Source organism: uncultured Thiocystis sp. (assembly GCF_903866365.1).
GTDB lineage: Bacteria > Pseudomonadota > Gammaproteobacteria > Chromatiales > Chromatiaceae > Chromatium.
Genome location: NZ_CAIPNF010000497.1, coordinates 1 through 14,018, shown reverse-complemented (window position 1 = coordinate 14,018; position 14,018 = coordinate 1). Strand labels below are relative to the sequence as shown.

General features: G+C 56.5%; 20 protein-coding genes. All 20 read left to right on the top strand.

Annotated elements, in window-relative coordinates; translation table 11 throughout:
• Window positions 1–57: 57 nt before the first annotated feature.
• The 20 genes from QZY07_RS26945 (at window position 58) to QZY07_RS26850 (ending at window position 13,647) form a co-directional block, all read left to right on the top strand.
• Entirely contained in the window at window positions 58–369 is a 312-nt protein-coding gene (locus QZY07_RS26945) for a hypothetical protein (RefSeq protein WP_295409536.1), read from the top strand.
• A 96-nt stretch (window positions 370–465) separates the two neighbouring features.
• Window positions 466–1,008, top strand: a complete 543-nt coding sequence (locus QZY07_RS26940) for a hypothetical protein (protein WP_295409533.1) — start codon at window positions 466–468, stop codon at window positions 1,006–1,008.
• Window positions 1,009–1,121: 113 nt separating this feature from the next.
• On the top strand, window positions 1,122–2,189 hold the full coding sequence (gene sctE, locus QZY07_RS26935) for a type III secretion system translocon subunit SctE (RefSeq protein ID WP_295409531.1): 1,068 nt from the start codon (window positions 1,122–1,124) through the stop codon (window positions 2,187–2,189).
• A gap of 95 nt (window positions 2,190–2,284) precedes the next feature.
• The gene (locus tag QZY07_RS26930) at window positions 2,285–3,100 is read left to right on the top strand and encodes a hypothetical protein (RefSeq protein WP_295409528.1); all 816 of its coding nucleotides are present in this window, start codon (window positions 2,285–2,287) and stop codon (window positions 3,098–3,100) included.
• Window positions 3,101–3,245: 145 nt separating this feature from the next.
• Entirely contained in the window at window positions 3,246–3,782 is a 537-nt protein-coding gene (locus QZY07_RS26925; RefSeq protein ID WP_295409525.1) for a SycD/LcrH family type III secretion system chaperone, read from the top strand.
• A complete protein-coding gene (locus tag QZY07_RS26920) occupies window positions 3,779–4,195 on the top strand; it encodes a type III secretion system chaperone (protein ID WP_295409521.1) in 417 nt (138 codons plus the stop codon). The genes QZY07_RS26925 and QZY07_RS26920 overlap by 4 nt, the downstream gene beginning before the upstream one ends.
• 17 nt (window positions 4,196–4,212) lie before the next feature.
• Complete coding sequence (locus QZY07_RS26915) at window positions 4,213–5,625, top strand: hypothetical protein (protein ID WP_295409518.1); 1,413 nt, start codon at window positions 4,213–4,215, stop codon at window positions 5,623–5,625.
• A 46-nt stretch (window positions 5,626–5,671) separates the two neighbouring features.
• Window positions 5,672–6,145: a CesT family type III secretion system chaperone gene (locus QZY07_RS26910; RefSeq protein WP_295409516.1), complete on the top strand. Its 474-nt coding sequence runs from the start codon at window positions 5,672–5,674 to the stop codon at window positions 6,143–6,145.
• Complete coding sequence (locus QZY07_RS26905) at window positions 6,138–6,668, top strand: CesT family type III secretion system chaperone (protein WP_295409496.1); 531 nt, start codon at window positions 6,138–6,140, stop codon at window positions 6,666–6,668. Before QZY07_RS26910 ends, QZY07_RS26905 begins: the two co-directional genes overlap by 8 nt.
• Window positions 6,669–6,684: 16 nt before the next feature.
• Window positions 6,685–8,169 carry a type III secretion system inner membrane ring subunit SctD gene (gene sctD / locus QZY07_RS26900; protein ID WP_295409493.1) on the top strand — a complete coding sequence of 495 codons (1,485 nt, stop codon included), beginning with the start codon at window positions 6,685–6,687 and terminating at the stop codon, window positions 8,167–8,169.
• Window positions 8,147–8,389, top strand: a complete 243-nt coding sequence (locus QZY07_RS26895) for an EscE/YscE/SsaE family type III secretion system needle protein co-chaperone (protein WP_295409490.1) — start codon at window positions 8,147–8,149, stop codon at window positions 8,387–8,389. The genes sctD and QZY07_RS26895 overlap by 23 nt, the downstream gene beginning before the upstream one ends.
• A 20-nt stretch (window positions 8,390–8,409) precedes the next feature.
• On the top strand, window positions 8,410–8,628 hold the full coding sequence (locus QZY07_RS26890; protein ID WP_295409488.1) for an EscF/YscF/HrpA family type III secretion system needle major subunit: 219 nt from the start codon (window positions 8,410–8,412) through the stop codon (window positions 8,626–8,628).
• 41 nt (window positions 8,629–8,669) lie between these two features.
• Entirely contained in the window at window positions 8,670–9,050 is a 381-nt protein-coding gene (locus tag QZY07_RS26885) for an HrpB1 family type III secretion system apparatus protein (RefSeq protein WP_363184926.1), read from the top strand.
• A 76-nt stretch (window positions 9,051–9,126) separates the two neighbouring features.
• Window positions 9,127–9,546 (top strand): type III secretion system inner rod subunit SctI, encoded by a 420-nt coding sequence (gene sctI, locus QZY07_RS26880; RefSeq protein WP_295409484.1) that lies wholly within the window; start codon window positions 9,127–9,129, stop codon window positions 9,544–9,546.
• Between the two features lie 3 nt (window positions 9,547–9,549).
• Window positions 9,550–10,320 (top strand): type III secretion system inner membrane ring lipoprotein SctJ, encoded by a 771-nt coding sequence (gene sctJ, locus QZY07_RS26875; protein WP_295409481.1) that lies wholly within the window; start codon window positions 9,550–9,552, stop codon window positions 10,318–10,320.
• Window positions 10,321–10,393: 73 nt separating this feature from the next.
• Window positions 10,394–10,984, top strand: a complete 591-nt coding sequence (locus QZY07_RS26870) for a SctK family type III secretion system sorting platform protein (RefSeq protein ID WP_295409478.1) — start codon at window positions 10,394–10,396, stop codon at window positions 10,982–10,984.
• Window positions 10,963–11,613 (top strand): HrpE/YscL family type III secretion apparatus protein, encoded by a 651-nt coding sequence (locus QZY07_RS26865; RefSeq protein WP_295409476.1) that lies wholly within the window; start codon window positions 10,963–10,965, stop codon window positions 11,611–11,613. The genes QZY07_RS26870 and QZY07_RS26865 overlap by 22 nt, the downstream gene beginning before the upstream one ends.
• Before the next feature lie 34 nt (window positions 11,614–11,647).
• Window positions 11,648–11,989: an STAS domain-containing protein gene (locus QZY07_RS26860; RefSeq protein ID WP_295409473.1), complete on the top strand. Its 342-nt coding sequence runs from the start codon at window positions 11,648–11,650 to the stop codon at window positions 11,987–11,989.
• A complete protein-coding gene (locus QZY07_RS26855) occupies window positions 11,986–12,444 on the top strand; it encodes an ATP-binding protein (RefSeq protein ID WP_295409470.1) in 459 nt (152 codons plus the stop codon). Before QZY07_RS26860 ends, QZY07_RS26855 begins: the two co-directional genes overlap by 4 nt.
• 207 nt (window positions 12,445–12,651) lie before the next feature.
• A complete protein-coding gene (locus QZY07_RS26850) occupies window positions 12,652–13,647 on the top strand; it encodes an ABC transporter substrate-binding protein (protein WP_295409467.1) in 996 nt (331 codons plus the stop codon).
• Window positions 13,648–14,018 lie beyond the last annotated feature (371 nt).

Genomic DNA, 14,018 nt, shown 5'->3' with positions numbered 1-14,018 from the left:
CTCTTGATTGGATCCACGCCTTAGTGTCTTTTTTGACTTTTATGGGATGAATAGCACATGACCGATCTTGAAGAAACCATCAAACGCAATGAAGCCGTGATCGCGGAAATGAGCGCCACGATCCGCGATGCGAAATCATCGCTGGAACAGTATCAGCGGTTTCTCGACGAGAACGGCCTGAGCGCAGAGTCGATCCAGCGTTTTCTGGAAAGTCCGCATGTGACACCGGAAGAGCGCGAGGACATTAGAGCCAAGGTCGCCGAGATGCAGGAGTCCTTCGAGGCCGAAATGGCGACCGCCCTTGAACAGATACGCCAGCAGGCGATGGCGGGGCGGGTGAGCAAGGTTCGAACGCGCAATCTGGTTTGAGTTCGGTTTGAGTTCGACGGACAGCGTCTGGCTCAATCAATGATTTCCAGAAACAAATATCAAGACATCAAAACAGCGGAAAACAGGAGATCAGTTATGTCTGGCGATTTCGCAATCACAGCAGCCAATAGCGTTAATTTCACCGATATAAGCAAAATGTCTCTTCAAGACATGATTTTCATCGTCACACTCCAAACCTACGGCGCTCAGTCCGAGAAGTGCGCAGCAGAGGTGGCGAAGGTGCAGAGCAATAACATCAAACTTCAGAATTTAAACAAGGGAATGGCCGTATTCAATAACATGATAAAAGACAATGTAAATATCAAACCTGCCGAGAAGACGATAACAATCACCAATGAATTGACTGGGGATGACGAAACACTAAACATAACCGAGTTTCTTGACCGTTATGCCGGCGGATGCCCTGTTGATGGGACAAATTTAACCATGGCGGGTCTGTCAAAGAAGGTCAGTGAAAGATTAAAGCCGGATTCTGACGAGATCAGCAGCACCAGTAGTACGGATCAGTTAAAGATTCAAAGATACACCAATAATATCAACAACACGTTCACTATGGCGTCTACTCTAATATCCAAGTTTGAAAAGCTCAATGAAACAATTACCGGCAACATGCGCTGAGAAATCGATGGTTAGCGGATGCGCGGGTTTTTCCAAATTGACCGGGGTTCATTTGCACTCATGTTGCAATCACCTCAGTTAAGATCACTATCCATTGGGCTGGAATGAAAACCATGGACTCACCCAAGATTTCTCCAAGACCGTTCAGCGAGAACTTCGACATCTTGCAACGCGATACCGGGGCAGAAGGGAAAAAAGCGGGCGGTTACAAACTCCCCGCTGATGACCCTAAAGTACCGGATCTGGGGAAATCTGACGGGTCTTCAACACCTCCTCCAGTTCTTCTGCCTCCGAAAAAGAATTTTAACGTCGATGACACGATGCTGGATGTCATGGTCGTGACTGCAAAAATCATGGACGCCAAGCTGCAGTTGAACATCAATGAAATCAAAGGCAATGTCGCGGATCAGACCGTCCGAAACAAGGAGCGGATCGCGAAAATGGAGGAGTCGCGGCAGCGCATGGCGGAGGCCAATCAGAAAGGCGAGGCCATGAAGGTGCTCGGATGGATCGGCGTCGGATTGGGCGCGGCGGCTCTTTATGTCGGTGCGGCAACATCTGTGATATCGCTCATTCTCGGCGTGGCCTTAGTGGTCACCGGCGCGGGCGCACCCGCAGGGTTGCTATTGATTGGCGCTGGCGCCTTTGGCCTTGCGGGCACGGCGGTTGGAACGGCGTCGTGGGCTGCTGGTACGACATTAGCCGTGATGAAGGAAATCCCCGCAACCAACGAGTGGATGAATAATACCGACCTAGGAAGGGCCTTTATGTGGACGCTGTTTGCGTACCAGATGGTGACGGGGTTAGCCAGCGCGGTGGCCTCATTGGGTAGTGCCGCGTTCTCCCTAGGCGCTGGTGTCGTCGACAGCGCGGTGAAATCAGCCCAAATCCTCTCAACCGTCGTGCAACTGGTCAATGGGTTGGTTTCCGGCGGGATGCAGATCGCTCAAGGGTGTCTGACCGTTGAAAAAAGCGTGATCGAATACGAGGCATCGATGCTGCAGGTGGATGCACGCCGGATCGATGCGGATATCACCAAGCTGCAACTGCAGATGGAAGAGGATCAAGAGCGGATCAAGAAGTTTATTGGGGAGCGGGAGGAAACGATCTCGAAATGCATGGATATACTGGCTAGCACCAGTGCCACCAAGGAAAAGATCATCTCCAAGATGGCTGTCTAACGCCGACGGTGGTATACGCCACCCCGAAGCATGTAAAGATGCGCACTGTCAATGCAAACAAATGGTCATGAGCCATCGATTGGAGGATAGAGCAGATGACGAGTCTCGGTCATATTAGTCAGTCGCTCAAAGAACATAACAAAGATAGCGACTATGTCGGCTGGGATACCGAGGATAAGAAAGCCAAGTTCTCTTCGGAAACCCAGAATATTGACAAGGCTAAGCTTGTTGATGCGGTCAAGAAAATCGCGAAGGCCGATGGTTACTCGGACGTCCAGATCGATTATGCATTGAACCTGCTTCCGAAAGGCAAGGATCCCATTGCGGTCGCGGATCTTCAGAAAGCGATCGACGCGCTCAATACGATGACGAAGTTTGCGGATCTGGATCTATTTGCAGTGCTCGCGCTAATGTACAAGCTTGGTGTGGATGCGCGGAAAAGTCAGCAAGATGCCGCAAGAGTTGCGGGGCAGGCGCAGGTCGAAAGTATCCAAAAACAGGCCGATCATGCTGCCAGCGCGGCCGGGTGGGCGCTCGCGGCGGGAATTGTTTCCGGTGGTGCGCAGATACTGGCTGGAGCGACCAACATCGTCGGGTCTCTGGCTGGGGGAGCCGCCGGGGGGGGCAAGTTAGGCAAGACGGGGGCGGAGTTAGTTCAAGGAGGATTCGGAGGTTTCGCTAAGGTGCTCGAGGGCACCGCGAAGATCGGTGAAGCTGGCCTGAATCTCGGCGCGCAACTCGAGAATGCGGCGGCGACACGAGAAAAAGGCCAGGAGACGATTGCAGCAAACCAGCGAGAGGAATGGCTGAAGTCAAGAGATCTTGCCAGCGAACTGCTTCAAGGTGCAAAGAACACGATGAGCGAGGTTTTGCAAAGTCAGGAAAGGTTAGTTAGCAAGATTTTTGCCTGATCGCGTACTCGCCATCACGGTTGTATTGCCTGTTTACCATGGCCGCATTCCGCCTGTTCGTCTCGGTCTCGCGCGTTTTCGACCTGCGCATCGGTGGTTGGTCTAATCCATCAAAGGATCCCTGTTCGACTTCCGGAGTGATCGCATGAATGATGCCCCTGACTCTAACCAAAATGCTCCAGCCATCGATCTCAATGCCGAGGATCTCGCGCAGATCGCACTGGATTTTGTGCAAAACGGAAAAACGCTCTCCGATCTCTATCATCTGAGCGAAGAGAACCTCGAAACCATTTACAGTGTCGGTTACGGCATGTACGCCAGCGGTGGCTATGAGCAAGCGAACAAAATTTTCGAGTTTTTGTGTTTCTTCGATCATCTGGAAAAGAAGCACTGGCTGGGCTTGGGTGCCTGCCGGCAGATGCTCAAGCACTATGAGCAGGCGATCGAGGCCTACACCTATGTCACGCTGATCGATTTCGGTGATCCGCAGCCGCCCTTGCTGGCGGCTGATTGTCATCTGGCGCTTGGCAACCGGGATGCGGCCATCAGCGCGCTCACAGCGACCATCGAATGGTCCGGCGATCGCCCTGAATACGCGGCATTACGCGAGCGCGCGACGGGCTTGCTCGATCTGGTGAACGCCTCTCCAGCACCCGCTGCGGAATCGTCTGCTCAGCCATGAGCACAAGACAGCTGCTGCATGAATGGGTGGCGGAATTGGCGGAGGTGCTTGGTGTCCCGCCCCCCTCGATCACAGACAACGGGTTTGTTTCGTTGCAGTGCGAAAAAGATCTCCTGGTGCATATCGGAGCCTTCGACGCCAATGACGTTCTCCATTTTTTTTGCACTCTGCGATCAGCTCCAACCGATGAGCAAGCCATGCGGCAGGCCATGCGAATGGCGCTCCAGCTCAATGTCGACCTGGCCGGGAAAATTCAGGGTGCGATCGGTCTGTCGCCGGACGAGATGGAGTTCGTTCTTTCCGCGCACTTTCCCGTCGCCGGCCTGGATGGCGAGATGTTTGCGCAGCGATTGATTGTTTTCATGAATACGTGCCTACTGACGAAGGAACAGTTTGATCATGCGTGTCCCTAACGTGGAGTATCTTTGAGATGACATCGGTTCACCACGCCCAGGTTCAACACACCCAGGTTGATATTTCTAAATCATCTTGGCTCGATCACGGTCTGGCAACAGGTCTCCGGGCTCTCACTCCCAAGCATCTGGGAGAAACATTAAGAAATCTCATTGGCGCGATCCTGCCCTATCCTTTTCGCCTGTCCTTTAATCCCGAGACCTTGGCGGGCAAGATTTGGTCCTCTCTCAAGGCGCCGGCACCGCTTCAGGCATTGGCGAGCAAATTAGGGATACCGACAGCGAACCTCAATGTTGGCGGTAAGAACGTTTATTCCAAGACGTTCGAGAAGGTAACACCATCGACTGATCTCTCGAAGCTAACAATACCCGGATATAACAAGTTTGAGGAATTGAACAAGGATGTCAAGATCGCCTGCGGGGATGACAGGGGTCTGCACGAGTTCACCAAGAAAGATGTGGAAAAAAATTATGATCAAAAAGGTATAAATTTGAAGTTCCCACATTTAGCTTTAAAAAAAGCAATGAGCGAAGCGTTGCCGGATCACTTAAAGGGTGCTATTGGGGAGGATGGCATCGTGGATAAAAAAACAGGGTTGGTTGCCAAAATATTGCTTGAAACCGGCCCGTATGTACCATCGGGTCATCAACCAAAAATCCACGTTGTATTTGGAGGAACCGGATCTGGTATCGATAAGCTTGACAATTTCCTTGATAAGAAAATGATGGAGGCAGAGCAGTGGACTGGAAACCTCACCACATCAGGTGTTATCGGCGCGCATGTACCGCCAAGTTACCGACGCGCGGCGGAAATAGTGGGTGCACTCAAGGAGGTGGTCGGTCAACTGAATAAGAATAACTTGAACGTCACGCTTGAGGTGAAGGGTTTCTCCAAGGGCGGCGGAGAGGCCAGTTATGCCGGTATCTTCCATGGAGTGAAAACATTGTCGCATTGCGGAACACCCCTTTCTCCTGCCTGCCAAAGAAGTCTCGGACAGCAAAAGATCAATGACGCGGTAAAGAATGATCTGATTTTCAATACCAGCGTGGAAGGCGACGTGGTTTCTCACTCCACGCTTGCCAATAAACTTTCAACAAGCTGGGAGTTCCTGACCTCGTTACAGACGGCAAGACGCATCGGTCCCGGAATTCGAATCCACGATCATGGCGAACCGATCTCTGGTATCAATAAATTAGGACTCGGGAGTTTTACAATCCATAACAAGTCCATGAATATTTTTGATACTATTTCTAACAATACTAATAAATATCCAACGGAGACTAAAATATCTAATTATGATAATGTCGCGATTGATTTGGAGACTAATGATTCTAATGAAACTAATAATAAAAAGATTTCTGAAGAAGATGATATTGAAGGTTTGGATGATGTTGATTTGACTGATGATCCAGATGAATTTAAAGGCTGACCAATGATGTTGATTTTAATGATGATGCAATTGGAAGTTGGTCAGGATGGATGATCATTTTGCTCTTCTCACACGCTGGGTCTCGTGCCTTGGGCAAGTGGCGGGTCTGGATCTTGAATTCGATGAACAACGAATCTGCACCATCACCTATGGCGAGGATATCGTGCTGAGTCTTATGCCAGCCGAGGATGATGAGGATGGCTTTGTGATCGTGGGCCGGGTGCTCGACTTGACGATGGATGAAGCGGTGGACGATTTGATCGTGAAAGCCGCGTTGAAGATGAATTGCCTCGGGAACGAAACCCACGGCGGCGCCCTGGGCCTCAGCCTGTATGACGAAGCGATCCTGCTGGTTCACGGCTTTAGCTACAGCGGTTGCGATGAGATCGTGCTAGCGAACATTGTCGAGAACCTGGCGCTCGAGATCGATCGCCTGCGGACCCTGCTCCTGGAGCAGACCGGCTTTGTGCGAGAGAACCCGAGCCCGCCATCGTTACCGGCAGGCGCGATCTTTGTTTGATCGCGCGGCGGTCGCCGGGATTTCAGTCGACAGTATCGGGAACCAACCGAATTTCATGACTTTGGAAACGACGATGCGCGGGTCTAATACCGAGAGGGATGATCTGTTGGCGCGTCTTGGCGAGCGTTGGGGACTCCTAGCGACGAATGTGAATGGACGCGACCTTTACCAATTGGAGATCGATGGCCGGTTCGATGTCGCTTTGTTTCAAACTGGAGGAACCGTCATGATCGAGGCCTCGCTAGGGCCGCTTCCGTCTGGGGACGACCGTGCCTGGGATCGCTTGCTCGAACTTCTTGGTACGTATCTGGGTGAGTTGCGCACCCGCGAGGAGGTCTTGTCGCTCACCCTGGACAGTAGGGATCTCATCCTGTTCAGACGGCTGTCGAGATCAGGCCTGACGCTCGATAGGCTCGAAGTCGCGCTCGAGGCCTTTGTCAACCAACTAGAACTCTGGACCGAGCGATTAACCGAAGAGCCACGCATGAAGACTCCGGCCATGCCGTATTTCTTGTTTCCATGACGGCGGATAACCGCAGATGACCATCCTGATGGACGAGCTGGAATCCGCATGCGTGTGCTCGGGATGGGTTCTGCGTGTGCTGACGGGTATTCAGCAAGGGGCCGGGATGTCCTTGCTGGATGGCCGCAGCTATACCGTCGGTCACGACGATGGCTGTGACATCGTGCTGTGGGATGAACGGGTCGCCCCCCGGCATTTCCTCGTGCGAGTCCAAGGGGAACGCATCCATCTTCAGTCGCTGGACAGCCCTATTGAGTTGAAGGAGCGACGGCTCGATCCAGGTGATTCCATCGAGATCGCATCGGCTAGGCGACTTCGGGTGAGCGGGTTGGAGATAGCGCTGGGATCGCCGGAAACGAATTGGCTGGAACTATGCGTGACAGAACCCGCTCTCCATGCCTTGCCCACTGCGGAAGTCGGCGTGACAGGCGGACAGGATTCGGCAATCGTCCAGGCAGATGGCGCGGGGACTAGCGACGAGGGTGCGCCAAGCCCATCCCATGCCGGCGCGGCTGGTCGCGACGGCGGGCGCCGCAGGTTGGTGATTGTCGCCCTGCTTGGTCTCCTGATTCTGGTCTTCGCATCCTGGTCTCTCTTCATTTCGGGACGCGGCAGCGATCACACGCTGGTGACCGCTGACCCGCCTGATCGCCGGGCCGAGCGTGCGCACACGCTCGCCGCATCCATGGGCTTGGCTGGCATCGAGATCCGTTTACGCACCGATGGGGTTTTGGTTCTCAGCGGTTACTGCGAGACGCAGGCCATGCGGGATCGCGTGACGGCGGCGTTAATTGCGGATGGGCAGCGCGTGGATAATCGGCTGTGGCCCGAGGAGCGGATCCGTGAACTGTTAGCGCTGACGCTGGAGCAGCTCGGCGCGGGGTTACTCGGCTATGAGTATCTTGGGAATGGAGAGGTACGACTGCATGGATGGCTGCGTTCGGGATTGACCTCGGATCAGGTCGTGAACACGGTTCACGCGGATGTACCCGGAGTGCGCCATGTCTCTAATGCGTTTCAGTCGGTCGATCTGTTTCTCGATGATCTGCGCGAACAGTTGCGCACGGCGCATCTGGAACGCAAACTCGTCATCACATCCGATCTCTTTCCCGCCGTGATCGCGGGACGCTTGGACACACAGGAGATGGCGCGCTGGGAGGTGATCCGTGACGGGCTCGCCACGCATTATCCGGATCTTCGCGCCTTAGAATCGAATATTCTGCTGGTCGAGAGGTCGGCGGTTTCAGCTTCCAGACCCGCTTCGGTCGCGGTGAAAACCGCTCGTGATCCGCCGATCCTGATCCTTGGAACCTTGATCGGAGCCAATCGAATCAGTTATGCGGTTCTGGGCGATGGTGAACGGTTAACCAAGGGACAGTTGATCGATGGGCGCTATATGGTCGAGGAGATCCAGTTTGATCGCGTGATCGCGTTCGATGGCGCGGAACGCAAGACCTTCCATGTTGGAGTAAAGGCGAATGACCGAGGAACTGGACAATGAACCCTGGTTCGGGATCGAGCAACGGTTGCGCGACGATATCGATGGCCATGAGCGCGATGCGCTGTTGCAACGATTGGACGCCGCCGCGCGCGCGGTCAAGCGACACATGGATGCCGGAGCGACGCCGGCGGAGTTTGCCGAATTGAATACGATTTATCATGGCTTTGAGTCGGCGAGCAAGGTTGTCGAGACGGTGTGGCGATCAAGCCACAAACTTTAAACCTAGACTGGAGAATCGTTATGAGCGGCCTTAATGTCGGTTCCCTCATGAGTGCGCTCAGCGCCAAGGCGGGCGATCTGCAAGCGCGGATGGATAGTCCCGACTTTGACGCTTCGGATCAGGGGCAGCTCCTGAACATGGGGCTGGATATCAGCAAATATCAACAGATGGCTAGCTTGGCATCGGCGATCGTCAGCGATGTCAAGCAGACCGCCCAGGGAATTATCCAAAAAATCTAGTCAAACACGGTTTCGGGCATTCTGCGAGGGTCACTAATACAATGGATATGGACGAGGATTCGATCAAATTGTTGGCCGAGCTCGCCTTGATCGCGGGCGGTCGTGGCCTGATCGATCACGCTGAGAAAATGGTCGCGGCGTTGGTCGTCTTGCGTCCCGAGAGCGAGCGCCCCTATCTGATCCATGCGCTAGTCCGATTAGGTCAGCGCGATGCGGATGGCGCTGAGTACATTCTGCGCGAGCGGGCGCTCAAAGCCAATCCAAACAGTACTTTGGCGCTCGCGTATCTGGGTTTGGCGCTCCATCAACAGGGCCGCGCCAATGAGCGCAATCAAATCTTGTACGCCGCTATCAATGGTCAGGATGGCGATGAAGATGCCTTGCGGCTTTCGCAAAATTTGCTTGCAACGCCCATCGCCTAATGCTGCCTCGCCTCATTCGGCCGACGCGCGGCTGTTGGCCGTGGGGCGCGTCATGCCGTTTTGAGCGCCCACAACCATGATCGACTCCATTGCCTTTCATGTCAGTGTGCCAGCAACGGCCTTGGCATCCGTGCCAGCACCATCGGCTCCCGCGAACATGCCGGCAGTCAACGCGGTCGATCAGGCGCGTTTTCAGGTCGCGTTGCAGGGTGTGCCGGAGCCGTCAGTGATCGTTCTGCCCATAGTCGCCGCCCCGGCAAGCGAGCGGATCTCGGCGCCGGGCGACCTGATCCTGCGCGGATTGGAGCACCTGCGCGGCCAGTATCGCGCGGTAGGTGTCGAACTCGACACCCTGGCCAACCGCGCGGATCTAACCCCCATGGATCTGCTCGGGCTACAGATGCAAGTCGCTCAGGTCACGCTTGGCGCTCAGCTGATTGGCCAAGTGGCGAGCAAGCTTGAGCAAAACATCAACACGCTGCTCAAGAGCCAATGAGCCATGCCTAACCGGCGAGAGAATGCGCAATCGCGGCTCGTTCGCGCCTTGATGATCGGCCTTCTGGCGCTGCTGGTCTCAGGCTGTCAACAGATCGAACTCTATTCCAATCTCTCCGAACGCGAGGGTAACGAGATCCTGGCCGTGCTGCTGGGCCACAACATCGCCGCGACCAAGAGCCGCGCCAAGGAGTTCGTGACCATCAGCGTACCCAAGACCGAAGTGGCGTACGCCATCGAGATCCTGCGCCGGCAGGGTTTTCCGCGCGAGCAGTTCTCTGATCTCGGACAGATCTTCCAGAAACAGGGGCTGATCTCCTCGCCGATGGAGGAGCGGGTGCGCTATACCTACGGGTTGTCGCAGATGCTTGCTGAAACGTTGACGCAAATCGATGGTGTGCTCTCGGCACGGGTGCTCATCGTACTGCCGGAGGCGGCGGTGTTCGGACAGCCGCAAGCGCCGTCCTCGGCCTCGGTGTTCGTGAAGTATCTGCCCGGCGTGGAGATCGAGGAGGCGATCCCGCGCATCAAGACGCTGGTGCAGAACAGCGTCGATGGTCTGAGTTACGACAAGATCTCAGTTGCGCTCTTTCCGCATCATGAGACGCCGCGAATCTCGGGCTTCGGGTCGCAACTGGAGACCTCGAACATCTCGCCTTGGCTTTGGGTCGCTGTTCTGCTGGGGCTGTTGTTGATCCTATCGTCCGGCGCAAGCGCCTATCTCTGGTGGCGAATGCGACGCTCGACAGTGATGAAAATCGGCCACGATGCTTGACGTCAGGCTAGGTCTGCCAAAGGCGATCTGGTGCGAACGGGCCCTGATCTTCAATACACAGCCGGCGCACTATATGCACGACTCCTGGTATGAGTGGCTGCCGCACGGCGAGATGCTCGGGCATTTGCGTGGCTCGCCGCGCGCACGCGGCGAACTCTCGCGCCATTTACTGACGTGTCTGGCGCTCGACGGCTGTTATGTTGAAGACTTCGCCAATCCCTGGGCGCGTCTGGCGTTGCTCGATGGTCCCTGGCTCGAACATCTGCTGCGGCGGCTCGGTCTGGCGCTGCGCTCGTCTGAATTGCGGCTCGAACTCTCCGGCGAGCGACGGCGTCGTCTCAAGGCGGCGCTGAGCGCGGAGGATTGGCGCTTCGTCACCTGCGAGACGCCGCTATTGGGGCAGATTCCCGCCTTCGACTCCGAACCGCGCCAGCTGGATGCCGATCCCGCGACCCGCTTTGCTTTAATCGGTGCGCGCTTTTGCGCACTCCAGGGACTTGGCGCGTTGGACCTGGCGCTGACCCAGCGTCTGGCGTTGAAGCTGCCGGTGGATTGGGCGCCTACGCTGAACGCTGCTCGGGCGCCGCGTTCGAGCGCGCTGCCGCCCATCCTGCGCAAACTGCTTCGGGAGCTACCGCCCGCATGGATCCCTTTATTCGCTTGACGAATACGTCATTAACGCTGGCTCCCGGCACTCGTCTGCTGAAGCAGGCGGACTATCAAACCTTTGTCATGGCCGCTCGAATACTCGAAGATGCGCGGCGCGAGTCCGATGATGCGCGCGCCGAGGCCGAGCGCGAGCAGGTGGCGCACTGCCAGGCCGGGTATGAGCAGGGACTGACCCAGGCGCGTTTGGAGATGGCCACGCGGATGCTGGAAACCGTCGAGTACGCGGTGGACTATCTTGGCGTGGTCGAGCACAAGGTCGTCGATCTGGTCATGGCTGCGGTACGCAAGATCCTTGGTGAGTTCGAGGAGACCGATCTCACCGTGCGGGTGGTGCGTCAGGCGCTGCAGGTGGTGCGCAATCAGCCGCAGGCAACGATCCGGGTCTGTCCGGCGCTCGCCGAACCATTACGCCAGCGGCTGCATGAGTTGCTGGTCGGTTATCACGGTCTCGGAATGGTCGAGGTGTTTCCCGATCCACGCTTGGGGCGGGGCGACGCCATCCTCGAGACCGAGATTGGCGTGGTCGATGCTAGTCTGGAGACTCAACTGGACGCCTTGGAGCAGGCGTTGCGATCACGCTTGCAGAAACGGGAGGCGCCAACCTCCCCCAATCAATCACCCTGATCGTTCACTGTTCGGCTATGAGTGTTTTCATGCCATGGATATAGAAGTCACGTTCCAAGAGAATATTCACGTCCTGAAGGTTTCCGGTCAGCTCGACGCGCTGACCGCGCCTGACTACGAGCAGCGGCTCAATCGCGTGATTGCCGCAGGCGCGCAGCGTCTGGTCGTGGATTTCGGCGCCTTGGTTTATATCAGTAGCGCCGGTTTGCGCGCCTTGTTGAACACGACCAAGCCGCTGATGGCGCATGGCGGCAGCTTGATCTATGTCAATCTCCAGCCCGGCGTACGCGAAATTTTCGAGATGACTGGTCTGCTGTCACTTTTTCATGTGTGCGACTCCATGCCGGAGGCACTCGCTGAGATCAGCGTATCATGACCTCCGCGCGTCTGCGTCTATCCGCCACCCTCGACAACCTGCTCGCAGCGCGTACATTCCTGAAATCGCTGGCCGAGCAGGCCGGACTCGATCCACGTCTCGCCGGGCGTCTTGAACTGGCGCTTGAGGAGGTGTTCGTCAATATCTGTCACTATGCCTATCCCACTGGCCAGCCAGGCGAAATCGAGCTGCGTGTATGTCCCGGCTCAGATCGTTTCGTGCTCGATGTGCTCGACGATGGACAGCCCTTCGATCCCGAGACCCAACCCGAACCCGTGCTGTCGACGACATTGGAGCAGCGCGCTATCGGGGGGTTGGGTTGGTTCCTGACCCGTCAAATGGTGAGTGAACTGAGCTGCCGGCGCGAGCAGGGACGCAATCTGACCACGCTGGTTATACAACAGCCGGCCGGGCAACGACCTCCGCCGCAAGGCGGAGGTTTGTCAGGCCACTGACAAACCCGTCGATGCGGCTTTAGCCGCATCTGACAAACCCGTTGGTGCGGCTTTAGCCGCATCGGCGCCGACGACCCGGCATTCGATGCGGCTAAAGCCGCACCTACGGCGCTGACAACTTCTCACAAGTCTTTGAGTAAACGACCTCCCCGCGCCTTTCGGACGGGGTTTCTCGCGGAGGAACTGATGATACCGGCGGTGTCGCGCATGATTGAGCGGTGGGGCCACTGCGGCAGAGGTTGGTTGCTGCTGATGGCCCTGTTCAGCGCGGCGCAGACCCTGGCCGGAACCGAAAGTGCGGCGTTGGCGCCAACGCCCCTGCGGCTGATGCTCGCTTGGCAGCCGCAGGCCCAATTCGCTGGCTATTATGTTGCGCTCGAGCGTGGTTTTTACCGCGAGGCTGGGATCGAAACCAGCATCCTGGATATGGATGATGCGCTTTCACCGCTCGAAGCCCTGCGCGCGGGCGAGGCGGACCTGTCGATCCTGTGGCTGTCGACGGCCATCCAGGCCCGCGCCGAGGGTCTGCCCCTGGTCAATGTCGGGCAAGTGTTTCAGCGTTCCTCGGTGGTACTGATCGCGCGCGCCGGCTCGGGTGTGCATCGCCTGTCCGATCTCAATGGTCGGCGTGTCGGAATCTGGAGGGGTGATCCCTCCCTGCCCGTCGAAGCACTGCTACGGGCACAGGCGCTGGAGGTCAAGCGCGTTCCGCAGTCGGTCACGGTCAATCTTTTTCTGCGCGGCGGAGTCGAGGCCATGTCGGGAATGCTCTACAACGAGTATCACCGGCTGATCGATGCGGGTCTGGAGCCGGAAGATCTCACGGTGTTCCGGCTATCTGAATATGGAATCGATTTCCCCGAGGATGGTCTCTATGTGCTGGAGCAGACTCGGCACGAAAAATCCGCCGTGATCGATGCCTTCATAGCCGCCACCCGGCGTGGCTGGGAACGGGCCTTTGCGGATCCCGAGGGCACGATAGAGCTTGTGCTCAAGTACCAGCGGGCGAAACGTATTCCGGCCAATCGTGTACATCAGCGCTGGATGCTGGAACAAGTGCGCGCGATCATGGGCTCGCCAGGCGAGGCCGGTTGGGATTGGCAATTGCGCCGCGCGGATATCGAGCGGGTCGGCAAGGAGTTGCGCCGTCTGGGCATGATCAACGCCATCTCGGATGACATCGAAGGTCTCCGAGTCCAATGAGGGCGCGGTTCTTTGGGATTGGTGCGCGGCTGACGCTATCCGTGATGCTGTGCGTGGCCGTGATTCTGGGTGCCAGCCTGGGACTGTATCACTATCTGTAGCCGCTCGCAATCATCCGAGCCGATGCGCGCAATCATCAGGCTTTTCCTGCTCGGATTAGTTGATTCTATCTTCCGGGCTGTGCTCACATTCTTTGCAACTCAGAGCGCGGCGGCCTGTCCGTGCGCGCAATCATCCGTCGTCTGCTCACATTCGCTGCAACTGGCGAAGCCCTCCTGAGCCCTCTAAATGGGTACCCCCGCCGCCTGCAAACGCTCCCGCAGTTCAGAAGCACGGGCCGGATCCAACTGATTCCCGAACCACGCCCGGAT